Genomic DNA, 24,799 nt, shown 5'->3' on the forward strand with positions numbered 1-24,799 from the left:
TCGCTCTGCCGGCGCCAATAGTATTTAGTATCCGCCGCCTCACTAATATTACTCGATTCTGCCGGATTTCGGCTACTTCCCGCCTGATTTATGTGCTGGTAGGCATTGGAGACTAAGACTTTGCGAGGTAGGATAACTTATTGTTCAAGAATCCTGGAAAGGACAATGCGCGTAACCCTGTCGCAGCGAACGAGATCAAAGTCAAAGAGCGGGGTGGATTGGTAGTAACTGCTTAGTTCTACACGCAGCATTTCCTTTGCCCTGTTCAGCCGGACTTTGACATTTGATTTGCCCACGTCGAGTATTTCCATTGTTTCCTGAATGCTCATTTGCTGGATTTCACGCATTATAAACACGAGCTTGTATTTCTCTGGCAGGTTGGAAATGGCAGTTTCGAGGATTACTTTCAATTCTCTGTTCATAAGGTATTTCAATGGCGATTCGTTGTGCAATTCGCTTTGTGCATGACTAAGAAGAAGTTCGTCTGATCGCTTTTTCTGCTTTTTGTGCAGCAAGCTTTCGTTAATCGCGATTCGGGTCAGCCAGGTTCCGAAACTGGATCTGCCTTCAAAGCTAGACAATTGAAGGTATGCATTCAAATAGGTGGTTTGCATAACGTCTTCCGCTTCGTCGTCGTCGTTTACAATCGCCATGGTGATTCTGTACAGACGGAGGTTGAATTTGCGGATGAGTATCTCGTATAGATTCTTTTCGCCTTGTAATATCCTTGCAACCAGTTCTTCGTCCGAAATCGTGGTTGGGGGCAGTTGTTCGGATTCTTTCATTTTAACAATATTGCCAGCTCGCTGGATGAAGTATTAACCGGGGACAGATCAAGGTAGCAAAATATCTCGTCCTGATCCACCTGTAGAATGTCCCGCCGGAGCCAGCCATTTTGTGATTCCGGAAACCGGCCCGGCAGGATGTATTATTCATTTCACGGTAATTTTTCCTTTCATCACCGGATGAATCGAGCAATAGTAATCTGCACTTCGCATGACAGTAAAGGTCCAGGACTTGCCGGTGCCTAAGGGGCGTGATTGCCAGGCTTTCTTCTCTTCAGTGATGTCGTGCCTGACAATATCGCGGTTAATAAAAGTTACCCGCTCACCCTTTCTGACAGTAATGCTCGACGGAACAAAAGCCATTTGCCTGACCTCGACAACATGATTGGCCACGAAGCTGGAAGTGTTTGGATTGTTTTGATAACCAATCAAATGCGAAGCGTTCCTGTCGGCTGTCAACAGGATGATTGTCAGGCTAATCCTAAGCGGCCAGTTCATCACTTGAAGTTCTTTTGAACCATTTCGGCGTGGCCTAGGTGTGCTTGCAATGCTGGCAATACGTCTTGCAACAACTTTTTCAACTCGGCATTATCGGTTTCCGGTATAAGCAGCTTCTCCACGGCATGGATCACCGTCTTATGGTATGTTACTTCGTTATCGATGTAGGCTTTGTCGAAATCCCTGCCCGCTTTTCCATTTAGTGTTTTCTTCGTTTTGTCGGCATCGGCCAGCAGGTTCTTGCTAACCTCATTATCCTTCGGTGTAACACCCAGTTTCTTTGCCAGCGCAACGGCCTGACCGATTACTGCGGCGTGGTCCCGCTTCATCGTTTCCGCAAATTTGAGGACTTCGGGATTTTTCGACTTTTTAGCAGCAATCTCCGCATAATTAATGTCAATTTGGTTTGCTACCACCGCCACTGAAGCTACTTCGGGGTCGGTCAGGCTTGGATTCTTTTGCGCGTTAGCGGTGCAGATCAAAGACGCGAATGCAAACGAGCAGCTAAGGAATTTTGAATTTTTCATCGACAGTTTGTTTTGGTTTACCTCTTAGAGAAAACCCGGGAGGAAAGGTTACAGAATCGTCGAAAAATTTACGATTCTCAAACCCGACTCCGCAAATCATTCGCTGCTGGGAATGTGGGTGTCAACGCTTTTTTGAGCATTGCCGCCAACTGCTGGAATGAATGAAATCCCGTGGCTTTGAACCCGTACCCATTCACCGTAAACGTAATGGTCGGGCAGCTGTCGATTTTATTGGTACGGATTTTCAGCGCGTCTTTCTGCAATGCGCGCCGGGTAGCAGGACTGTCGAAGTCGGTCCCGAATTTTTGCAAATCAAGAATGCCATGGTGCTCGCGGCTGATTTCCCGTGCCAGGTCTACCAAAACACGGGAAAGCGAAATGTCCCTTCCTTCGACGAGCGCAGCTTTGCGGAGGGCGTTCAGGTAGAGGTTCGCCGCTCGCTGCGACTGTAACGATACTGCCTTCACCGCCTGGCACGCCCTGATGTTGGACGGCTCGCGACCTGAGCCAGTCGGGCTCCGGCTCGTTGTATCGCTTGTGACGAGGCAGAAACGGACGTTAATCAGTTCGCTGAATTTGGTGGTGAATTCATGCCAATGCTGCTGCATTCGCCAACTGACCGGGCATAACGGCTGGGTATAGTATACAATATTGACAATAGTGTGGTTCAGGTCGATTGGTTTCATTTTTCTTTCGTTGTTTTCTGCACTGCCGGTCATCACCGGACCTCCGGTTTCTCCATTACAAATGGTGGATGGAAAGCCCAAAAGGCGTGCCGCAACTATGTAGAAAGACTTCGATAGTGTAAAGAATAGCCTCTATATACAAATCGGGAGCCAGATCAGTCAAAAATGTATCCGCGGCTGACTGCGTCCTGTTTCGCCGTTTCCGTCCAGCAGATATAGATATCCCATGAAGAAGGAGTCTCCGGTTCTTGATCCGGGATGGAAAAATGCGTTGCGTGAAAGCCGAGTGTTCTCAGATCAACAATAATGGATTCTACAATTTTACGCTCCACATCGCTCGAAGGGATCGTGTAAATGAGGTAATGCTTGTTCGTGCGTCGGGCTTCGGTGATTTGGGCAACAATCGCCTCGATAACAAATTCCTGTTTTGCAGCCGACATTATGTTTGACACGGTAGATTACGGAGATAAGACAAAACTCACGCGCCCGCGGAAAAATACACTTGTATACAGAGGCTAAGTTGCAGGCACAATAATTGCTGCAAGCAGCAGTTAGAGCCCAACCATAAACTATATGTATACAACAGATGATTTATCGGAAAGGCTTTGGAAGGTGTGCCTGCCATACATCTCCAGCACAAAAAGCGTCATAGTCCACAAGCACTATTGCTATAAGGTGGCCGTGAGCCTCGACCATCAGATCGAATGCAGTGTGGAAGATTCTACTTATACTGCGATGAAGGGGTTTGTGGTTAACGGGCGCGCCATGCACCGATGCATCTCTCCCGATGGGCCGGTGTTGAGTATCCTGATCGAGCCGCAAAGCCCGTGGGGAAATAAAATCAGGGAAATCCTGGGTGATAAGGACTTTGTCCGGTTCGAAGAAATCCTGGATGTGGACAGTCTTGGTCCTATTCTGCCGATGAACCATGCACTTTTAAAAGACACCGATCTCATTCCACACATATTCGAACTGATGTTTGCCGTCACCGGGCTGAAAATTCATGATTCCAATCTGATCGATCCGCGCGTAATGCGGATCATCGACTATGTGTCCGGGCATCTTACCAGCGATATAACCAACCGGGAAATCGTGGATATCTCCAATCTTTCATTTCACAGGACGCGGCATTTGTTTGCCGCCGAAGTGGGCATCCCCTTATCCAGATATATTTTGTGGCAGCGGCTGCGGCGCACACTTAAAACTGTCATCGAGTCGGGCGAATCCCTCTCCAAAGTTTGCCGGGATTACCACTTTACCGACCTCTCGCATTTTCATAAAACATTTAAAAACATTTTTGGATTAAACCCATCCAATTTCCTCGTTGAATGCAGGGTTATTGTCCAGGACGATGCGCACGTCGAAGAAGTTGTCGCCAGCGGCGAAGACTTGTAAATTGGGGCTAATATTTACTGTTTCAAGGGTTTTCTTCTTTCAAAAGGTTGTGGCGTAGTTACGTTTGTTTCATTTTAGCGCTCCCTTTACTCGCCTTGTTGGTTTCGGGTCGAAACCACACTCAACATTTTTTAACTTTTTGAAAGAACCGGGGTAGCGCGTTTATGAAATTATCTGTTTCTGCGGATTCTCAATCCAGAGAATTGCAGGATTGTAGTATCTCTTACATTATCCAAACAACGAACCACTCTGTACAAATACAAAACAGATTCGGATTCAAGATTGTTATCTCTTTGGACGATACCTTCGATCCGGAGATCAACGGGCGTTACTATAAAGCCGTTAAGGGATTTATTATTGCCCGGAATGTACGGCATACCTGGAATTCCGGTGAGGCAGTCATGTTTATCAGCCTCGTCGAACCTGCCAGCCGGTGGGGCCGCGATCTGTGGGTATTACTTTCGGGGCGGGAGGTTTGCTTCATCGAGGAGTTAATGGCCGTAGAAGAGATTGACTCCATCCTGCCGCGTGGTCTCGATGCGATGGATGAAACGGCCGTTGCACAGCGGGTTCAGGCATTCTTTGTGAAGCTGGCTAAAAAAAGTCCGGCAGTGCCGCGGAGGAAAACCGATGACCGGCTGGGGCGGGTGATATCCTATATCGACCAGAATCTCTCCAAAAACATCGAGCTGGCCGAAGTAGCGAACCTGGCGCACCTGTCGTCTCACCGTTTCAGGCATTTGTTCACAGAGCAGATCGGCCTTCCTTTCACGCAATACATTATATGGCAGCGCCTTAAAAAATCCATTTATGCAGTGGCTTCGGGTGAAATGACGCTCGGAGAAGCAGTAGAGAATTTCGGCTTCACCGATCAGGCGCATTTCAGCAATACATTCAAGAAAACGTTTGGTGTATTTCCAAGGGCATTCCTGCAATCATCCTCCATTATTTTACAGGTTTGTGTGAAAAAAGAATAGCCTCAATTTACAATACCGCTCTATTTGAAAAGGTCTAATTTTGAAAAGAGTAAAGGGACATATTGGGTTATTACGTGATTCAGTTGATTGCAGCGTGTGCGGTAGTCGGATTGCGTATAACCACAATCGTTGTTTGCATTTAAGGTAAATGAGGGGCCGGAAAAAAGGCTCATCGCTGTCTGCCAGGTTGGGCATTCTTTCTGTTAGAATATAGCTTAATACGGGTGTGGTGCGCTCAAAAGCTGGCACACTTTTCTAGTGTAAAAGGCATACTTTAACAGCTACGTCTATGCCGAAACGCAAACCACACTTTTTTTACAGAAACGGATTATCGATCGTCTTTCTCTCGTTTTTCATTGTCGCATGGGTAGCGCAGGCTTTTTTTGGCTGGAAGCAGCACAATGATGAACTCATGGAGCTAGGCGCACAGCCGATCGCGTTTGCACATTACCTTTCCAGCGGTCACTTTTTTTCTTCGACATTTGAAAACTTTCAAAGCGAGTTCCTTCAAATGGCCATGTATGTAATCCTGACCATCTCACTTCGTCAGATCGGTTCGGCCGAGTCGAAAGATCTGGTGAAGCCGGAAGAAGTCGATCGCGAGCCCGACCCTTTGAAAAAAGATGCGCCGGGGCCTGTGAAGCGGGGGGGATGGCAATTATGGCTGTACCAGCAGTCCTTGTCGATCGCTTTTGTGGTGCTTTTCCTCGGGAGCTGGGCGGGCCATTTGTACGGCAGCTATACCGATCACAACGAGCAAAGGATGCTTCATGGGGAACCGGAGCAATCGTTGAGCGCATTTCTGGGGGAACCCGATTTCTGGTTTGAGACTTTCCAGAACTGGCAAAGCGAATTTCTTTCCGTCGCTTCCATTGTTATCCTGTCCATTTTTCTCCGGCAGAAGGGTTCACCGGAATCAAAACCAGTCGACGCCGCCCATTGGGAAACAGGCAAGTAAACTGTGCGGGTTCAGGGGTGAACCCGCACAGTTTATGTACCGGTTTGAGGGGTAGACGACAAGCATCTCAACGCAACCACAGAATGGTCGGTGATAGTCAGGCTTCCGCCCGATGGAATTGTTTGATCGGCTTCGCCGACGAAATTATCCGCTGTATTAATCACGATGTGCCAGTCGGAGCCGCATTCCACAGGGGGGAGCGTAAAATCCAGCGGCTGGTCTCCTGCATGAAAAATGATGTAAAAATTGTCGTCTGTGATTCTATTGCCGTCCGGATCAACGCACCGGATCCCCTGGCCGTTAAGATACACCCCAAAGGTTCGGGCGATGTGGCCTTCCCACTCCTGATCGGGGATTTGCTGCCCGTTTGGCCAGAACCACATAATATCCTTCACGTCCGAACCTGTAACGGGCAGGTCCTGGAACCAGCGCCTGCGGCGGAAAGTCGGGTGCGCATTGCAAAGCGCGATCAATGCCCGGGTAAATTCGAGCAGCTGCTGGTCGGCATTGGCCCAGTTGAGCCAGGATATTCCATTGTCCTGGCAATAGGCATTATTGTTGCCTTGCTGGGTTTTGCCCAGCTCGTCGCCGGCTGCCACCATGGCTACCCCTTGCGAGAGGAGCAGGGTGGTAAGGAGATTCCTTTTCTGCCTGTCTCTGAGTGAATTGATATCTGTATTGTCTGTCGGACCTTCCACACCGCAATTCCAGGAGTGATTACTGTCGTCGCCGTCCTGATTCTGCTCGCCATTTGCTTCGTTGTGTTTTTGTTCGAAGCTCACCAGGTCGTTCAGTGTGAAGCCGTCGTGCGCTGTAATGAAGTTGATGCTGGCCGTGGGCCTGCGGTAATCGCTTTGGTAGAGGTCCGGGCTCCCTGTGAAACGGCGTGCGAACGCGGTCATTTCAATATCCTGCCCACGCCAGAAGTCACGGATCTGGTCGCGGTAAATCCCGTTCCACTCTGCCCAGCCCACGGGAAATTTGCCCACCATGTAGCCATCTTCGTTAATGTCCCACGGCTCGGCGATCAGTTTGACTTGCGAGATCACGGGGTCCTGATGGATAATGTTAAAGAACGAACTGAGGGTGTCGGTATCATGCAGCGTACGCGCCAGCGTAGCCGCCAGATCGAACCGGAAGCCGTCTACATGCATTTCGGTAATCCAGTAGCGGAGGCTATCCATGATGAGGGCCAGTACGTTAGGCAGCCGGACGTTGAGTGTATTGCCCGTGCCGGTGTAATCCATATAATACCGTGGATTGTCTTGCACGAGCCTGTAATAGGCTGCATTGTCCAACCCTTTGAATGAAAAGGTGGGCCCGAAATGGTTGCCTTCGGCAGTATGATTATAGACTACATCCAAAATGACCTCAATGCCGGCCTTGTGCAGTTCGCGCACCATCTCTTTGAATTCGCTGACCTGCGCTCCCGGCTCGCGGCGGCTGCTATACCGGATGTCCGGTGCAAAAAAGCCAAGTGTGTTGTAACCCCAATAGTTGGTAAGGCCCTTTTCGATCAGATGCTGGTCGGCTACGAAATGGTGAATGGGCATCAGCTCAATCGCAGTGATACCAAGTTGTTTCAAATACTGAATCGACGCCGGATGGGCAATAGCCGCATAGGTACCGCGGATGTTTTCAGGGATTTGGTCCCAGAGGTTGGTAAAGCCTTTTACATGAAGTTCGTAAATAACGGTATTATGATAGGGGATGTTCGGATGCGCGTCGCCCTGCCAGTCGAAGCCGGGATCGATCACCACCGATTTCGGCATGAAACCCGCGCTGTCGCTGTCATTGAAACTGAGGTCCTCCTCGGCATTTCCGATCTGGTAGCCGAATACCGCATGATCCCATTTGATATTGCCGTTGATCGCTTTTGCGTAGGGATCGAGCAGCAATTTGTTGGAATTAAACCGGTGCCCCTTTCCCGGATCGTAGGGCCCGTGTGCGCGGTAGCCATAAAGTTGCCCGGGGCCGATGCCTGGAATGTATACATGCCAGACGTGGTGGGTTACTTCCTCAATTTTGATCTTAATGTACTCGTCCTCCTCATTTTCCGGTTGAAAAAGGCATAGTTCGATACCATCCGCATTCTCGGAGAAAACGGCAAAGTTGACTCCATTGCCATCCCAGGTCGCGCCCAGGGGATAAGGTTTGCCGGGAAGTGTTTTTATTTCCTGCTCACTGGCAGATTCCAGCAATTCGTTTTCAATGTGTTGTTCCATTTTTTTGCTACTTATAAATCGTTTTTTTAATCGTCAATTTGTACTAAAAGACCTTCATCCCCCGCCAGGGTAATCACATTTGTGACCCGCATCCCGATGCGTTCCTCTTCGGTGCTGAGTTTTATAATGCCGTTATAACTGGTGTTTTGGGGACGGAAATAAGCCGGGCGGTGGCTCAGATTGAGGATAATGAGGAATGTCTCATCGTGCTCCTGCCGGAGATAGGAGATAAGCTGTCCGTCCGAGTAAACCGGGCTATAACTTCCCACGCTTAATGCAGCGCTTTTTTTGCGCATATCAATCAGCTTGCGGTAGAACGACAGCATGGAATGCGTGTCGTTTTTTTGCTTCTCCACATTCACTCTCGCTGCATTGTAGGGCAGTCGTAGCCACGGCTTCCTGGCCGAGAAGCCGGCATTGATCTCCGGGCTCCATTGCATGGGCGTTCGGCAAGGATCGCGGCTCACATTCATGTCGGGCATATTCAGCCCTTGCGGATCTACGATTTCATCCAAGGGGATGGGTACGTCGGTCATCCCTATTTCATCGCCGTAATAGATGGTGGGCGTGCCGCGCAGCGTGAGCAGGAGCATGGCCGCGATTCTGGCCTGCGATAATCCCAAACGACTGGCGATCCGGGGCTTGTCGTGGTTGCTCAATACCCAGTTCGGCCAGCTTCCCGCAGGCAGTGCGCCTTCGTAAGCGTCGATCGCGCCCGCGATTTCCCGGGAATTCCAGGGCAAGGTCAGGAGCTGAAAATTGAACGGGAGGTGCGCCCCGGAGTTGTCCTGGCCGTAATAGGTGACCAGTTTCGGTATCGGCAGATAGATCTCCCCGATGAGCACCCTGTCGTCGTAGGCGTCTGTGAGCTCGCGCATCATGCGTACGATCTGATGTACCTCGGGCTGGTCGGTGGAATAAACAGGCAGATAGTCGTCATACAGCGGGTTTGCGGTATCGCCGGCGGCATTTGGTACGGGTGGATTGTCGCGCAACTGGCTGTCCTTAATCATGTGCCACATAACGTCCACCCTGAATCCGTCGACCCCTTTTTCGAGCCAGAACCGCATGACATCAAGCATCGCCTGCTGCACTTCCGGATTGCGCCAGTTGAGATCAGGTTGTTCTTTCAGAAATGCATGATAATAATATTGCCCGGTATGCGAGTCCCATTCCCAGGCCGGCCCGCCGAATACGCTAAGCCAGTTGTTGGGTACCGAACCGTCTGCCTTGCCGTCATGCCAGATGTACCAGTCCCTTCTCGGATTGTCCCTGGATGAGCGGCTTTCCAGAAACCAGGGGTGCTGGTCGGAGGTATGATTCGGAACGAGGTCAAGCAGCAGTTTCAACCCCCGCCGGTGTACCTCGCTCAGCAGCTCGTCGAAATCCTCCATGTTTCCGAAAAGCGGGTGAATGCCGCGATAATCGGAAATGTCGTACCCGAAATCGGCCATCGGCGACGGGAAAATCGGGGAAAGCCACAGGCAGTCGACGCCAAGCCATTGCAGGTAGTCGAGCCGGGTAATAATACCTTTCAGGTCGCCGACGCCGTCGCCGTTCGAATCCTGAAAAGACCTGGGGTACACCTGATAAATAATGCCATGATGCCACCACCTATATTGGGCGGAAGGTTCTGCCGGAAATATCGCCGTTGTATGTTCCATTATCCTGTTTCTTTTGAAATAGTCGGCCCCCCATCCAAAATCGCGCCTGCATAGGTACAGAGGCATGGCATAAGTTTTTTCCGGGGCGGGAATTCAAAAAAAACCGGGTATCTAACATCCTATATTATGATACATGTCACAGCAGGCGCATACAGGGACGGAGAACAAATCAGGTTCAGGGTATGGGCCCCGCAAACAAAGCAAATGAACCTGATTTGTCAGCGAACGGAACTCGCGACCTTTCAAATGGAGCCGGACGACGAAGGCTATTTCAGTCTGACGCTACCCTGGCAGGACGAGGTCTGCCGCTACCAATATGCGCCGGACGGGCAGGGGCCTTTTCCTGATCCCGCATCGCATTTTCAGCCCGAAGGTGTGCATGGATATTCACAGTTTGTAGATCACACCCGTTTTCCGTGGACGGACAACGAGTGGCGCGGGCGCGCATTCGAACACCTCATTTTGTACGAACTGCATGTAGGCACATTTACGCCGGAAGGGACGTTCGAAGCCATCATCCCCCGCCTGGCGGCGTTGGCGGACCTGGGAATCAATGCGATCGAGCTGATGCCTGTTTCGGAATTTCCCGGCAGCCGGAACTGGGGTTATGACGGGGTGTTTCCCTATTCCGTACACAGCGCATATGGCGGGCCCGATCGGCTGAAAGCGCTCGTGGATGCCGCCCACGCGCTCGGCATTTCCGTCTTTTTAGATATTGTCATTAACCATATCGGTCCGGAGGGCAACTACCTGGGCCATTTCGGTCCCTATTTCACCGATAAGTACGCAACGCCCTGGGGTAAGGCGATCAATTTGGATGGCGAATGGTCGGACGGTGTGCGGGATTACTTTTCGGACCTGATCCTGTTCTGGTCGGAATATTACCATTTAGACGGGCTCCGACTGGATGCCATTCATGAAATTTTCGACAAGGGCGCATTCAGTTTCTGGGAGCTCGTACATGAGAAACTCCGTACGCATCAGCAATATAGCGGTCGCGTTTTCCACCTCATTGCCGAATCCGATCTGAACAGTCCGCGTGTCGTCAAACCCGTCCAAATAGGCGGCATGGGATTCGAGGCCCAATGGCTGGACGATTTCCACCATGCGCTTTACGTATTGCTCGACGAGAAGGGGCGTGACCGCTATATCGATTTCGGAACCATCGGGCAGCTTGCTAAGGCTTATAAAGATGGTTTTGTGCATAGCGGCGGTTATGTGGAGTTCCGGAAGAGAAAGCACGGAGTCTCCTCGGCAGGGGTTGGAGGCGCTGCGTTCGTTGTTTTCAATCTGAATCACGATCAGGCTGGAAACCGCGCCGGTGGGGAGCGGCTTAGCCAGCTGGTGGACCCTGCGAGACAAAAAGTGGCGATGGCTGCTTTAATGCTTTCGCCCTACGTACCTATGCTTTTTATGGGTGAAGAATATGGGGAGGACACACCCTTTTTCTTCTTCGTAAGCCACACTGACCCGGAGCTCATCCGGGCTGTGATCGAAGGAAGGCAAAATGAATTCAAGGATTTTGGGGACGGTCAGGAACCTCGTAACCCACAGGACGAGGAAACCTTCCTGCATTCTAAAATACATTGGGAAAAACGTAGCGAAGACCCATACGCCGACCTGCTTGCCTGGACCAAGAGGCTGATCACCCTACGGCAAACGCATGCCGCATTACGCAACTTCGACAAGGACGGCGTCGCCGTGGACGTGCTGACCGACAAGGCATTGCTTCTGAAAAGAACCAGCCGGGACGAGCGGGCGACATTGTATTGCTATATCAATTTCTCCGACGAAAAACTGACCTTCTCGCTGCCGGAAGAGGCCCATTGGCACCTGATACTCGATTCACCGGAACATGCGCAAACGAAAACGGGCAGCGCCCGCAACATCGACGGTCCCGGAGTCAAGGTGTTCTCAAATGTGCCTCATGGAATTTAAATGAATGCATTGGCGCAGGTTTTACGCCGGGCAGCGCCCTATTCTGACTGGCTTTCCGGTTCATATTCCCACCCAGCCACATCTTCCTCGGGGAAGAAGGACTGCTGTTCCAGCGGAACTTCTGTTTCACTGATTTCCTGAAAACCCCGAGCCTTTTTGTAGACGCCCCGGCGCCTGATGCCCTGCAAATCGGTAAAGATGACCTGCGACTGATCCTGCGGATACGACCTGGTTTCGCTGAAATTGTCGTTTGCGTTCCTTCCTGCCCCGTGCTGTCCCGCGCCTCCTTTGATTTCATCGCGTTCCTGTATTTCCTCCTGTGATGCTGTGCCGTAGTCGTCCACATTTCCTTCGTTGAAATTGTCGTTGGCATTTCTGCCGCTTCTGAGTGCTTTTGCGACAGCGTCCTGCGTCGACTTATCTTTTTCGTTAGCCATGATTTCCGTTTTTTTGATCCGGCGGGTTGAGCAAAATCCGTTCCCCCGCGTAAAAACACATGGTATGATTTTGGGATACCAGCCGCCCCGCATGTCAAACCACGGTTTGGGCAACTTTCCCTGCGTTTTTGTAAGAGGCATTGAGCGCTGGTACGGTTTTAACCGAAAGCCTGCGCAAAAAAACAGAACGACCATGGCTAAAACGGAACACACTTCAAAAACGGACGTCCTGCCCGACGCGCACGAGTGGGAGCGCGATGGACAAAATGCCAGCTTATGGAACAAGGATATTACATTGAAGAACGAGGAGACGGCGTTGCCGGAAACGGAGGTTTACGATGTGATCGTGGTGGGTGCCGGCATAACCGGGCTTACTACTGCGTTGCTCCTTCAACAAGCTGGAAATCGATGTGCCCTAGTCGATGCGCATCACGCGGGCTTCGGTACAACGGGCGGTACCACGGCCCACATCAACACATTTGCGGATACTACCTATGCCGAAGTGGAGCAGGCATTCGGGACGGATGCTGCCCCGCTTTTTGCCGAGTCGATCCGCGACGCTGTGGAGTTGATTCGGCACTTTGTTGAAACGTACCAGATAGACTGCGACCTGGAATGGCGGCAGGGATATGTTTATGCCGAAACGGAAGAGGAAGTAAAGCAACTCGACGATCTGTATGAGAGCGCATTGCGCGCAGGCGTCGGCGTGGCGCCCGCAGACGATGTACCTACGCCTGTACCTTACCTGAAAGCCGTGGTATTCGATGGCCAGGCGCAGTTTCATCCCTTAAAATACATCCGCGGCCTGCTGAATGAATTCAGGAAATCGGGCGGGACTGTGGTTGAAAACGCTTGTATCCGGGAAGTAGAAACCGCTGACGGGCATTATACGGCTATCTCGGATCAGCACCGCATCCACGCGAAGCGGGTGGTGTACGCTACACATATTCCGCCCGGGGGGATCAACGTGCTGCATTTCCGGAATGCGCCCTACCGCAGCTATGTCATTGCGGCTACGCTCGCAGATGGTGCTTACCCCGACGCCCTCGTGTACGACTCGCAGGAGCCTTATCATTATTTCAGAACACATACGATCGACGGGCAGCGGTACCTTGTCGCGGGCGGCCATGACCACAAAACCGGTCACAACGACCCCGAGCGGGCGTTTGCCGATCTGATAGCCTACACCAGCAAGTATTACAATGTGGAGCAGGTTGCTTACCGGTGGTCTGCGCAATACTATGTGCCGGCCGATGGCCTCCCTTACATAGGGCATCTTCCGGGCGCATCGGAAGGCATTTATGCGGCCACGGGCTACAATGGCAACGGGATGATCCTCGGCACTGCCGCCGCGCTGGTAATCAGCGACCTCATTACCACCGGCGACAGTAAGTACAAGGCGCTATTCGACCCGGCGCGGGTGAAACCCGTTGCGGGATTTGCGGAGGTGGTGAAGGAAAATGCGGACGTAGTGAAACGGTTCATCGGCGATCGTTTCGGCATTGCCCAAATCGATTCCCTGGCGGATGTAAGCGCCGACGACGGGAGGATCATCGAGCTTGACGGTGAGAAACTGGCAGTGTACCGCGATCCGGCCGGTGAAGTCCACGTGCTCGATCCGGTGTGCACCCACGCGAAGTGCATTGTGCAGTGGAACAGCGCCGAGAAAAGCTGGGATTGCCCTTGCCACGGTGCGCGGTACGATTGCTTCGGGCACGTACTCACCGGTCCGGCACGGGCGGATCTGGACCAGATGCTTTGAGATAAACGAACAATGCCCTCCGAAGGTCAATTGACTTTCAGAGGGCATTGTTTGTTACGAAGACTGCCGCCTATTTAAGCAACCACATCTTCTGATTGTAATCGTCGTTACCCCCATATTGCGATTGGATCGCTTTGGTCAGGTTGTCGTTATTGTAGTTGATCTCCGAATCCGGGTACATCCATCTTACCGGTATTTTGTCCTTGTCGGTATTGTTATTGGACAGCGGGTTTATCGGAAAGATCGGATAACCGGTGCGGCGGTTTTCGAAATAACCGTCAAATCCGGCTTGAAGGAAAGTTCCCAGGTATCTTTGGGTAATGATCTTTTCAAGCTGCTGTTCCGGGGTGCCCGATAGCTTTACTTTGGGTGAAGCGAGGTAAGCCGTGATGTACTCGGCAGTGATTTTGCGGTTATGGTGAAAATCAGCATTATCCGGCGTATTGTTGGCTACAAACTGCATGCCCGTGCGGATCGCATTTTCGTAGTAAGTACTCGCCGGAGTTCCGTTGATCCAGCCTCTCAATGACGCTTCCGCCAGCATAAATTGTAAAACAGAATAGCTGATCAAGTAGATCGGCTCCGAATTCGCCAATTCGGAATAGCGGGCATTCAGGTTGGAATAATCTTTCGACGATGCCACGGCGGTAAGATCCGAATAAACGGCCGAGGGGTTTACCGCCCGGTAGGCATCGTAACTCGAAGGGCTTACACCAGCTGCCACCTTAACGGGTGAAGGAGCAGCATAATAGAATAGCCGGTAATCATCCAGGTCTTTCAGTTTATCGACAATCATCGTCGACATTACCGGGTAGATAAGGCCCTGGTTGTTCAGTTTGAACCACGGGTAGCGCTGCCCCGCAACATCGGAATATACCCTCTGGAAGTTGTCGGCCGAGCTTTCGAAGATAGGCTTCGTGGTCACGATCGTGTTGAAGCGTGATTTGATATTTAAATCTGTATCACTTTCTTTGGCCGACAGCGTCAGAAGCACCTTCAATGCAAAAGTGTTGACTACCTTCCGCCATTTTGTAACGTCACCATTGTAAATAGGATCGCCCGCGAAATTGGCCCCCTGGGAAAATGCCTGATCGGCTTCTTCGAGCTCTTTCAAAATACCCAGAAACACTTCTTTCTGCGTAGAGTACGCCGGGCGGATGGTGCCTGTCTCGCCCTGCAAAGCATCCGAATAGGGAATATCTCCCAAACGCATCGTGAGATCATAAAACCGCCAGGCGCGTACAAACTTGCCGAGCCCGGTAAAGGAGTTTTTCAATGGCCCTTCCGGCGCCAGGCCGATCATCTTTTCGACGTTCGTGAGCACGACCAGTCCGCTGTATTCTTGTTTTCCCAAATTGTTGTATTGCAGCGAATTTGGGAATTCGGTGTGGTTAATGGCCTTCGAAAGCAGCGCCGGGTCCAGGTAGCTGACAGAGGTAATGTTCAAAATCAGGTTTGTTGCCAGCATCTGGGGCGACACCGATGTTGCCGCATTGGGATTGGTGTTGATCTCCTGGAAGTCGGAGCAGCCGTTTAACGTAAGCAAGCCACCAACCGCGAGCATATATTTAGCAATGAATTTCTTCATGATATAGGTCAATTTGTGTTAATCAGAAAGTGAGTTGGATGTTACCACCTACGTAGCGTACGGAAGGCGAAGTAAGCTGCGTGTCATTTGCCTTATCGGGATCAGCAAAACGGAAGTCTTTCGTCCACATCCACACGTTTTGTCCGGTAAATGATATCGAGGCCGACTTAGCACCAACATATTTCGCGAAAGATGGCGGAAGTGAATAGCCGATCGAAAGCTCACGAAGTTTGAAGAAAGTAGCATTGGTCACACCGCGGGTTCCGTCACCGTAACGGCGGGCGTAGGTTTCGTAAGACACTTTCGTGGTGTTAGGCGCATACTCGCGGGTATCGCTGGTGATGTTACCCATATTGTCGAACACGACAGCGCCGGAAGTTACCACAACGCCCTGGCCAACATATGATTTGTTTTTGTTCACCACTTCATCATAGCGCCATTGGTTATCCGAGTCGGGGTGTGCGCCGGTATCCCACATTTTGTAAGACGTGTAGTTATTCAGGAACCCGCCGATTCGGCCGTCAAATGCGGCAGAAAGTGTAAATCGCTTGTAACGGACGGTGTTCGCCAATCCCCAGATGAATTTCGGATCGGTGTAGCCATACAAGCTGTTGTAGGTGCTTGCCTGCGTAAGACCGTTAGCCTGGTGGATCAGGTTGCCTTGCGGGTCTCTCAGCCAGGTTGCTCCGGTGTAGGTATCCGTGCGGCCGCCCACTTTTGTCCAGTTGTTTTTAGCAGAATATTGCGGGTCCAGTGCTTTGAAATAGCGGTGGTTGTACGACCAGTTTGCCGTAGCATCCCATTGCCAATCGCCTTTTTTGAGCACGTTGGCATCAAGGGAAATCTCCATACCCTTGCGAACGTACGTCTGATCGATGTTGATCAGGGTGTTGTTAAATCCGGAAGCCTGCGATATTGCTGCGCTGGTTTGGATGTTGTAGTTATACTTGTTGAAGTAAGCAACGTCCAGTTTGAAGCGCTTTTTCAGGAAGTAAGCCGCCGTTCCGATTTCCCAGGTGCGGTTGGTTTCCGCTACCACATTGGTGGCGTTGATGATCGTGCCGGGATAAGCCGCGGAGTTCAGGCCGCTCCACACGCCGGTGCTGGTGGAATACGTGTTGTTGGTCGCGTACACGCCCAAATCGGACTTGGCAAGCGTCCAGGATCCGCGTACTTTCCAGAAATCAAGCCAGCTGGGCAAAGATTGGAAAAACTCGCTAACCACAACGCTGGCACCCACCGAAGGATAAAAATAGCTGTTGGTGTTGGTAGGCATGGATGAACTCCAGTCGTTTCGACCGGTTACGTCCAAAAAGAAAGTGTTGTTGTAAGCCAAACTGAGTTTTCCCAACAAACTGTTTACCTGTTTGCGGAAGCGTGGGTTTGAAGCAGCCGTGTTTGGATCAACAACGCTGACGTCCGGTCTTTCGACGGAGTTGTTGAGCGAGTAATAGCCCGGGATCAGCAATCCGCTTCTGGTAGCACTGTAGAGATAGTTGTTGTCGTATTTAAAGATCGTCCCACCGGCCAAGGCATCGATACCCAATTTGCCGAAGGTTTTGTTGTAGGTAAAGAAAGCATCCCCGTTAAAGCTGTAACCGTTTCTTTTCGCAATGGAATACAACCCGGATGCATCCCAGCCGCGGGTGGAGAGGATTCCCGGCGGGTTTCTGCGGGTTTCGTTGTTTTGGTACAAGTCAAATCCCGGGCGGACCAGTATTTTGGCGCCTTCAAACAAGTCCAGCGTTGCGGTGAAGCTGGCATTCATTTTGTTCTCTTCGATACCGTTCAGTTTTTCATAGGCCATCATGTATGGGTTGTCGTACCATGCATTGTAGTGCCAGTTTTGTTTTACATTGGGAGTAATCCAGTAGTTGTTTTTGTAAAGGCTCAGGTCATATTCCGGTCCCATCCAGATCAGAATATTGTAAATATATCCCTGCGCATCGTATCCCGAACCGGCAACCTGAGGAGCTGTAATGCGGTTGTAGCCAACCTGGCTGTTCAGCCTGAACTTCTCGCCGACCTTCATTTCGCCACTCACATTAAAACTGGTGGTGTTGGATTTGAGGTTAGGATACTGGCCCTTGTTGTAAATATGGCTCATCGATACACGGAAACTGCCGTTCTCGCCAGTCTGTGTAATGCTAACGTTATTGTTGGAAATCAGGCCGGGTACCAGAAAGTCCCGGAAATTGTTCTTTCCTACCGACCGCAGTTCCGATACTTCCATTTGCTTGCTGATCGGGTTCCATTGGTTGGCCATGGTGCCGTTATCCAGTTTCGCTCCCCAGATATAGTCGGTAGGGCTATATGCGCTACCCAATCCGGCGCTGTAAGAATGCTGTACCTTCGGCAGCATCAAAAAGCCCGCATTGAACATGTTGTTGCTGTTCACCGTTACGGAAAGCCCTTTACCGGCAGCACCGCGTTTGGTGGTAACGATAACCGCTCCGCTGCCGCCTCTCGAACCGTACAATGCCGCCGCCGTGGGGCCTTTCAGTACGTCAATACTTTCAATATCGTCCTGGTTGAGGTTTTTCAAAGAGATGTTCACATAAGGCACGCCGTCGATAACGAGCAAAGGTGTTTCACCACGAAGATCGAGCGTAGGCGCTTCATTGAATTCAGTACTGTTTTTAACCCAAAGACCCGAAATCTTTCCGGTTAGGGACGTCGCCAGGTTGGTACCCTTTACAGTCTGAATGGCAGCACCGCTCACCTTTTGTACCGAGTAGCCGAGGGACTTTTCCTCACGCTTCACCCCGAGTGCGGTAACCACCACCTCGGTCAGCTGTTTCACATCCTGCGACATCGCCAGATCGATCGTGCTTTGGTTGCCTACGGTGATTTCCTTAGGGACGAAACCGATAAAAGACACGGAAAGAACGGCCCCTTCCCCCTGAACGGTGAGGCTGAACTTCCCATCCTGATCGGTAATCGTTCCGTTTGTCGTTCCTTTTTCCACCACGCTGACGCCCGCAAGGGTGTTGCCGTTTTCGTCCCTGATGGTTCCTTTTACAGGTTTGTCGGCCGTGGGAAATACCCGGCTGGGTAAAACGCCCGACGAAAGGGATGGACGGGCCGTGCCGCCGTATCCCGTGGTTGCCACAACCACAAATGCCGCGCATAAAAGCTGGCACAGCCAGCCAATACGGCTGGGAGAGAGGGTAAATGTGTTTCGCATTTAGTTTAAGGAAAGTTAAATTCAGGTTAAGAGATTTCAACTATGCAATTTACTGTTCATTGTCATTTTGATACTACAACGCGCCCGTTAAAATTGCAATTTCTTTTGATTTATCTCTCTTGGATCATTGTGGTATGGCTGGTATCGTTTGTTTTTCAGTGTGTTAATGGTTGTTCTCTCGGAAGAGAGGCTGGGCCGTATATTCTTCCAATCCGATCCGGAAGTTGTGTGTTTTCGAATACTGGTTAAAGGCATTATGGGTTATCAGGTATGCACTGTATTTCAGTAATTTAATATTACTTAACCTGGTTGCACTTCTGGAAATGTCCGAAGCAGCAGGCGGCACCCGGTTGGATTCCTGACAGTTATGTATATACGCCTGCCGATTCGGTTACCTTCTGAGCGGAGGCCGGCCCGGCCTGTTGCCAGTTAAATTATGTTTAAACCCGGTTGTGAACGGGAAGCCAGGTTGCATCTCGTTTCATTCACCCGAACGCCGGATGCTCTTCCACAAGGCCAGTTGCGGATATATTGATAAAGTTCAGTTAATTTGGAACTTGTATTAATCCATTACGCACGCCCAATGAAACCCAAGTTTCAAAGCATTAGCAGCGAAATCATCGAAAGGATCAAATCCGGCGAATTACAGCCGGGCGACAAAATTCCGTCGGAGAATGATCTTATCAAAAACTACAAGGTGAGCAACACTACGGCCCGGAAAAGCCTGCTCGAAATCGAGAACCAGGGTTGGGCGAGGCGTATCAAGGGAAAGGGCACTTTCGTGCTGAACCGGACGGTGGGGCATCACCTGATCCGTACGCTGGGGTCGATCAATGCGACGCGGCGCGGGTTTCACGAGAGCCTGATCGCCGAAGGCTTTGAACCGCACAATGTAGTGCTGGAAAAAACGGTGCTCGACGACGGCATTTCGTCGGAAATAGGAGGGAAGCACTTCATTATGGACGGCCCGGTGCTGAAAATCCACCAGCTGCGGTATGCCGACGACGAGATTATCAAGGACGAGATCAAGTATATTTCACTCGCGCTATGCCCGAAGATCAACCGGATGCCTACCGAGATCTCTTATTTTAAAGTATACGAAAATACCTACCACCTCAGGATCGACGAAGTAAAGCAAACGCTGAGCACGGAGATCGTGCAGCCAGGCTCGGAGCTGGATAATTTCGACTTGTCGGCAGCCACGCCGATGTTCATCCTCGACAGTGCCGTGATATGCACGGATGGTGAAGTCGTGGAAATCGAAAGATCGTTTTACCGCGGCGACAAATACAAATTCGCCATCAGCGCCAACCCCGATTACCACGACTAGCCGGCATCAGAAAAAATAAGGCATGATCCTGTCCACGATCATGGTATGTCCTTTTTCATTGGGATGATTGATCGACGACATGACTTCTTTGAGCCTGCCTTCCCTCACAATTTTTTGAAAATCAATGTAAGGATCCGCCAGGCCGGTGCCGTATTGCCTGGCCAGCTCACGGATTTGCGCTGCATACGGGTCCAGCGGGTTCGAAGGGGCCGCAATATCGATCCGTTGATCGGGAGAAGGCGTTACCAGGATCACCTTGACGTTCCTGGCCTGTGCCGTTTGGATCATCTTTTCCAATGCCTCACGGGTTTTATCCAGCGGTTGAAAACGGTCGTTCAATGCATAATCGATGAAGACCACGTCTGGCTGGTGGGGCAGTACTTCGGCCTCGAAGCGTTTGGCGCCGCTGAGGGAGCTTTCCCCGCCGATGGCCGTCACGATCACATTCACGACGGCATAAGGATAATGCCCCTTTAACGCTTTCAGGAACAGGTTCGGGTACGATTCCAGGGTGTGGACCTCATGGTTATCCCAGTACCCCGCCGGTACCGAATGCCCGTGGAATACGATATTCACGCGGCGGTTCTTCGGCCATTGGGTACGCAGCTCCCGCTTCACGCCCGATAGGTAAGAAGTGTCGGCGACTTGTGCAAAGACGTGGGCAACGACCATTATGGTCAGGAAAAGGACGGAAAGGCATTTTTGCATGGGCGGTTAGGTTAGGTCAGGAGTTGTCAGATGTGGTCAGGAGTTGTCAGGAATGGTCAGGTGTTGTCAGGAATAGTCAGGTGTTGTCAGGAATAGTCAGGGGTTTATCACAAGCATTACGTCGATGGTCGGCGGTCGGCGGTCGGCGGTCGAACTCACCCCTACCACGACACCACCAAATCCCCCGTAACGCCTTCCATTACATAATGCATCCCGAATTTCGGATCGCCGGGTTTGAAGGTAATGCGGCCATCGCGCCAAGGGTAGTTCGCATTGAGATAAGCATTAAACTGCTCCGGGCTAATGTCTTCGTGCGGGTAAATGCGTACCGTCGCGTTTTGCAAGCCGCTGACGCGGTAGCGCTTGGTAATACCCATTTCGCCCGAATGCAGCTCTTTGAGGGACACAATGCCCTCATTCTGCTCCACAAATACCCGCGATTCGCGGTTCCAGGAGGTAGGCATGCTATACACCGAGCGCCCCTTGTCGAGCTTGGTATCGAGCCCGTTCAGCAACGGTGCCCCCTGCGGAAAGCGGAATTTGTTGCGGATGGTCGTGTTGGGATTGTATCCGGAAAAAATGAATGCATTGTGGCTCCGCGAAACGGTCAGTACCGGGTTTTTCACGCCTGGATCCTCCTTGGCAATGCCGAGGTCGATCCCGAACTCCTGCAAGGCGTAGCGAAACAGCAGCGGGCCGGTGAATAGCTGCGAAGGATCGTCGGGTGTGAGCAGTTTGCCGCCCGTGAACTTGCTGGAATTGGTGCCGCGGATATAGACCACTTTTCCGCCGTTCCATTCCTTTCGCTCTCTTGCCCATGCCACGTCGCGCTTTTGGCTTCCCTGGCTCATTTGCGAGAGGATTTTGGTAAAAGCATCCCTGGGATTTTGAACCCGTGTAGCCACGCCGCCGCCGGAAAACAACGCGCTGTGGATGATCTTGCCGGGATAGGGGCGCTGCATTTCGTCGCCCGTGTACACGCTGCTGATCTTGAACTCGCCTTCCAGCGGGGCTGCATTTTGCAGGTTGAGCAGGTCGAGGAAGGCTTTGCCGGCATGGTCTGCCGGACCGTAAACCATGAGCTTTCCGCCGTTTTCAACGAATGCGATCAGTGCCTTTTCAAGTGGCGAGCCTGCTTCTGGCACAACACTCAGCAACACCGATTCTTTGAAACGTGCCGGATTTTGCCCTATTACCTTTTGAAAAGAACCCGTAGAAATGACGGTATTGACGGGCAGCCCGTTGTTCACTGCCTGGCGAATGAGCCAGTCGCCGTAATAGATTTCCGGCAGCCGGTCCTTGTATCGGAATGCCCAATCGTAATACTCGTCGAACGGGTACACCCACACGAGCGGCCCGGGCGCGGTAGGCGCGTCGTAGCGGGCTTTCAGGATGTGCGGCGTCACCTCGTCGGGCACCTGGGTAGGCATGTTTCCGAACGAATCGTCGATGCTCAGGAAATTAAGATGGCTCGGTAGTTTGACTTCTCCTTTTGCATTGATGCGCGACACGGCCAGCGGCAGGTAAATGTCGTGCGGCTCGCGGCCATAGCGGTCGAGCCAGGGGCTGTTGATCCACCATGGGTCGTGGGTGTAGTAGCGGAATAGGTAGCGTTCGTCGGGCAGCTCGGCCATTCTCGACATATAACCCACCATTTCCAGCCCAAAATCACCGTCCAGTGCAGCCCAGGGCGAGTTAGGCGGCGGCAGGATGTTTTTATCCTTATAAATGGATTTCAAATCCACGCCGTCACGCGCCAGGTCCGCGCCAGCCGAAAGGTTGGTGCCGCGTGTCTGCACCTGGATATCGGGGCATTCGGAACGGAAGTACTTCCAGAACTCGGCGATTTTGGAATGGGTAGCGGCCAGTTTTTCTTGGTCAAACCCCTTGCCGTCGAAAATAGCACCCGTGGACGACCAGCCTTCCACGCCGAAACCAAACCCATTGCTCAGCCAGATGAAATCGAAGCCCATATCGCTCGTCAGGTGCCTAACCTGCCGCCCCAGAAACGTACCGAACGGTGTGCCCTCGGGAATCCCGTTCGGGAAACCCGCATAGGACTCGGAATCCGCTTTGAGCACCGAGTAGCAGCTCACCATCGTGTTGTGGCCCATGGCACTGCCGCCGAGGATTTCGCAGTGGCGTTTGTATTTAAAATCGGATTTGGCAAACTCCGGCCCGGGATCGAAAGTCTCGCCGACGCGGATAGGCTTGCCCGTCACCCTGCGGCCCTCTTCCTTCAATGCGGATACAATGAATTGCAGATCGCCATAGGTGAATTCCGGCGGGTTTTCGAAGTACAAATAGGCCCGTTCGTGGATCGTAAGCTCTTTGGGACCGGAGCCTACCGGGTGCGCGGTATTCGGGTTGCCGATGTAGCGCGCCCATTCGAGCCGCTGGGCCGGGTCGCCCTTGTATTCAAGGATTTCGGAGCCGTCGCCGGTCCAGAGCATGACGGACACCGTATCAGCATGCCGCAGCATGGAATGCCACTGCGTGAACATTTCACGGGCAGTTTCGCGGATGTAGGCCTTGTCGTTCTTCCGGAAGGGTTTCAGGGATACTTCCAGGGTTATGTTGTTAAATGGCACGCCTTTGAGTGTGGAAGATTGCGGCTGTGCGAAGGCTGCGAGCGGCGCCAGCAGCAGCGTGATCCATACCCGTATATTCTTTTTTACAATCATCGGTTTCAATGTTTAATATCCCGGATTCTGCCCCAGATTAGGATTGATGTCGATTTCCCGCAGCGGTATCGGCATCAGTACCTCGTGATCGGCGACGCTGAAATTCAGCCCGTTGTCTTTGAAATACTGGTTCATCACCACCTGGTAGCGCCCGGTCCGTACGAGATCGAACCACCGGTGCCCTTCAAGGAAAAATTCGAATTTCCTTTCATTTTCAAGGGCTAATGCCAATGCGGCTTTGTCCAAACCTGTTTTCGGTGGCAACCCCGCCCGGCTTCTCACGGTATTCAGGTAAGTATGTGCTTCGGCCGTACTACTGGTTTCGTTGAGGGCTTCTGCGTACATAAGCAGCACGTCGGCATAGCGCAATGAGGTGAAATTGATGCCACCGTCCCCGACTATACCCGTTGTGAAATCCACAAATTTGAGTCCGAAAAGGTCTTTTTCGTATTTGCCGGATATCAGCTTCACCGAATCGCCGATCGAGGCGGCGCGCCTTAAATCGCCTTTCTCGTAGGAACCTGCCATCTGGCGCGTCGGCAAAACCCGGCCGGCACCCTGCATATTCCCGGGGAACATGCCCACGTCGAAACGGGACGGCATGAAGATCGTAGAGAATGAATTGCCCTCGCCCACATTACCCGACAAGTATTTTATCTCAAAAACCGATTCCTGCAATTCGTCATTGCCATTCGTGAACAGCTTTTTATAATCGGGATTCAATGAATAGGTTTTCAGGTCGATTACTTCTTTCAAAACTGTTTTGGCCAGGTCAAACTGCCGGGTAGTGAGATATACTTTCCCCAAAAGCGTTTTGGCCGCACCCGTGGATGCCTGCGATTTGCTCAAACCGGCTACACCGTTCAGCAAAGTGGCCGATTGGAGCAAATCTTGGGTAATTACATTGTACACCTCGGCGACCGGCCTCCGCGTCATATCGAATTTCATGATCTCGTCCGGGCTTCTGAATGACACATCCACGACAGGCACATTACCGAACAGGCGCACGAGGTAGAAATAAGCATATGCCCGTAAAAACAGCGCTTCTCCCTTGTACTGGTTCTTCTGGGCGTCGGTCATAGTCACGGCATCGAGCCGCGAGAGAATATTGTTGGACCTGGCGATGGTCGCGAAACTGATGCTCCAAACGGTATTGAGAAAATCGTTGGAGGCGGTGAGGTTCACCTCGTCGCATTCGGCTTCGGCCACCAGCGGGGAGGTGGATTTGATGTCGGTATTGTCGGTCGTGAGGTCGCCCAGGTCGATCAGCGCCGTGTTATGCAAGCCTTGCAGGCCGGCGTAATTGCCCACCAGTGCAGTTTCAAAGTCCTTAGGGCTTTTGTAGAATGAATTTTCACTGATCTGATATTCGGGCTGTAAATTCAGGAAATCGGAGCAGGAGCTGGCGGTCACCGCGATGAGACTGTATAGAATGTACTTTTTCATGGGT

Annotated in this window: 19 protein-coding genes; 6 read left to right on the forward strand and 13 right to left on the reverse strand. The window is 51.6% G+C overall.

Translation table 11 applies throughout. The annotated features are described in order from the left end of the window. Positions 1-137 precede the first annotated feature (137 nt). From J2Y43_RS10060 to J2Y43_RS10080, 5 genes are all read right to left on the reverse strand, one after another. Positions 138-785, reverse strand: coding sequence for an RNA polymerase sigma factor (locus tag J2Y43_RS10060; RefSeq protein WP_309982058.1), 648 nt, complete (start codon positions 783-785; stop codon positions 138-140). Between the two features lie 147 nt (positions 786-932). Next, entirely contained in the window at positions 933-1,283 is a 351-nt protein-coding gene (locus J2Y43_RS10065) for a plastocyanin/azurin family copper-binding protein (RefSeq protein ID WP_309982059.1), read from the reverse strand. Beyond that, positions 1,283-1,810, reverse strand: a complete 528-nt coding sequence (locus tag J2Y43_RS10070; protein WP_309982060.1) for a DUF4142 domain-containing protein — start codon at positions 1,808-1,810, stop codon at positions 1,283-1,285. The genes J2Y43_RS10065 and J2Y43_RS10070 overlap by 1 nt, the downstream gene beginning before the upstream one ends. 77 nt (positions 1,811-1,887) lie before the next feature. Further along, positions 1,888-2,496, reverse strand: a complete 609-nt coding sequence (locus tag J2Y43_RS10075) for a DsbA family protein (protein WP_309982061.1) — start codon at positions 2,494-2,496, stop codon at positions 1,888-1,890. Between the two features lie 155 nt (positions 2,497-2,651). Further along, the gene (locus J2Y43_RS10080; RefSeq protein ID WP_309982062.1) at positions 2,652-2,936 is read right to left on the reverse strand and encodes a hypothetical protein; all 285 of its coding nucleotides are present in this window, start codon (positions 2,934-2,936) and stop codon (positions 2,652-2,654) included. A 133-nt stretch (positions 2,937-3,069) separates the two neighbouring features. Here J2Y43_RS10080 and J2Y43_RS10085 point away from each other — a divergent pair, with 133 nt between their 5' ends. The 3 genes from J2Y43_RS10085 to J2Y43_RS10095 all read left to right on the forward strand — a co-directional run bounded on the left by J2Y43_RS10085 (position 3,070) and on the right by J2Y43_RS10095 (position 5,826). Continuing rightward, the gene (locus J2Y43_RS10085) at positions 3,070-3,891 is read left to right on the forward strand and encodes a helix-turn-helix transcriptional regulator (protein ID WP_309982063.1); all 822 of its coding nucleotides are present in this window, start codon (positions 3,070-3,072) and stop codon (positions 3,889-3,891) included. 293 nt (positions 3,892-4,184) lie between these two features. Beyond that, complete coding sequence (locus tag J2Y43_RS10090; RefSeq protein WP_309982064.1) at positions 4,185-4,868, forward strand: AraC family transcriptional regulator; 684 nt, start codon at positions 4,185-4,187, stop codon at positions 4,866-4,868. 289 nt (positions 4,869-5,157) lie between these two features. Then, the gene (locus tag J2Y43_RS10095; protein ID WP_309982065.1) at positions 5,158-5,826 is read left to right on the forward strand and encodes a DUF6766 family protein; all 669 of its coding nucleotides are present in this window, start codon (positions 5,158-5,160) and stop codon (positions 5,824-5,826) included. A 32-nt stretch (positions 5,827-5,858) separates the two neighbouring features. Here the strand turns inward: J2Y43_RS10095 and glgX are convergent, their stop codons facing one another. Together glgX and J2Y43_RS10105 are read right to left on the reverse strand one after the other, a co-directional pair. Beyond that, positions 5,859-8,051, reverse strand: coding sequence for a glycogen debranching protein GlgX (gene glgX / locus J2Y43_RS10100; RefSeq protein ID WP_309982066.1), 2,193 nt, complete (start codon positions 8,049-8,051; stop codon positions 5,859-5,861). Between the two features lie 26 nt (positions 8,052-8,077). Continuing rightward, the gene (locus J2Y43_RS10105; protein WP_309982067.1) at positions 8,078-9,715 is read right to left on the reverse strand and encodes an alpha-amylase family glycosyl hydrolase; all 1,638 of its coding nucleotides are present in this window, start codon (positions 9,713-9,715) and stop codon (positions 8,078-8,080) included. A gap of 126 nt (positions 9,716-9,841) precedes the next feature. Between J2Y43_RS10105 and treZ the strand changes: the two genes are divergently transcribed. Further along, positions 9,842-11,653, forward strand: coding sequence for a malto-oligosyltrehalose trehalohydrolase (treZ, locus tag J2Y43_RS10110; RefSeq protein ID WP_309982068.1), 1,812 nt, complete (start codon positions 9,842-9,844; stop codon positions 11,651-11,653). Between the two features lie 38 nt (positions 11,654-11,691). Here treZ and J2Y43_RS10115 read toward each other — a convergent pair whose 3' ends face one another. After that, positions 11,692-12,090: a hypothetical protein gene (locus J2Y43_RS10115; protein WP_309982069.1), complete on the reverse strand. Its 399-nt coding sequence runs from the start codon at positions 12,088-12,090 to the stop codon at positions 11,692-11,694. Positions 12,091-12,283: 193 nt separating this feature from the next. On the opposite strand from J2Y43_RS10115, the gene J2Y43_RS10120 reads away from it, so the two are divergent. Then, the gene (locus J2Y43_RS10120; protein WP_309982070.1) at positions 12,284-13,852 is read left to right on the forward strand and encodes an FAD-dependent oxidoreductase; all 1,569 of its coding nucleotides are present in this window, start codon (positions 12,284-12,286) and stop codon (positions 13,850-13,852) included. 70 nt (positions 13,853-13,922) lie between these two features. Here J2Y43_RS10120 and J2Y43_RS10125 read toward each other — a convergent pair whose 3' ends face one another. Beyond that, entirely contained in the window at positions 13,923-15,440 is a 1,518-nt protein-coding gene (locus tag J2Y43_RS10125) for a SusD/RagB family nutrient-binding outer membrane lipoprotein (RefSeq protein ID WP_309982071.1), read from the reverse strand. Between the two features lie 22 nt (positions 15,441-15,462). Continuing rightward, positions 15,463-18,627: a SusC/RagA family TonB-linked outer membrane protein gene (locus J2Y43_RS10130; RefSeq protein ID WP_309982072.1), complete on the reverse strand. Its 3,165-nt coding sequence runs from the start codon at positions 18,625-18,627 to the stop codon at positions 15,463-15,465. Between the two features lie 583 nt (positions 18,628-19,210). On the opposite strand from J2Y43_RS10130, the gene J2Y43_RS10135 reads away from it, so the two are divergent. Further along, entirely contained in the window at positions 19,211-19,957 is a 747-nt protein-coding gene (locus J2Y43_RS10135; protein WP_223401072.1) for a GntR family transcriptional regulator, read from the forward strand. Between the two features lie 6 nt (positions 19,958-19,963). Here J2Y43_RS10135 and J2Y43_RS10140 read toward each other — a convergent pair whose 3' ends face one another. The 3 genes from J2Y43_RS10140 to J2Y43_RS10150 form a co-directional block, all read right to left on the reverse strand. Further along, positions 19,964-20,665, reverse strand: coding sequence for a GDSL-type esterase/lipase family protein (locus J2Y43_RS10140; RefSeq protein WP_309982073.1), 702 nt, complete (start codon positions 20,663-20,665; stop codon positions 19,964-19,966). Positions 20,666-20,826: 161 nt separating this feature from the next. Next, a complete protein-coding gene (locus tag J2Y43_RS10145; RefSeq protein ID WP_309982074.1) occupies positions 20,827-23,349 on the reverse strand; it encodes a hypothetical protein in 2,523 nt (840 codons plus the stop codon). A 12-nt stretch (positions 23,350-23,361) separates the two neighbouring features. Beyond that, positions 23,362-24,795, reverse strand: a complete 1,434-nt coding sequence (locus J2Y43_RS10150) for a RagB/SusD family nutrient uptake outer membrane protein (protein WP_309982075.1) — start codon at positions 24,793-24,795, stop codon at positions 23,362-23,364. Between the last annotated feature and the right edge of the window lie 4 nt (positions 24,796-24,799).

It is taken from the genome of Dyadobacter sp. BE31, assembly GCF_031457695.1.
Lineage (GTDB): Bacteria > Bacteroidota > Bacteroidia > Cytophagales > Spirosomataceae > Dyadobacter.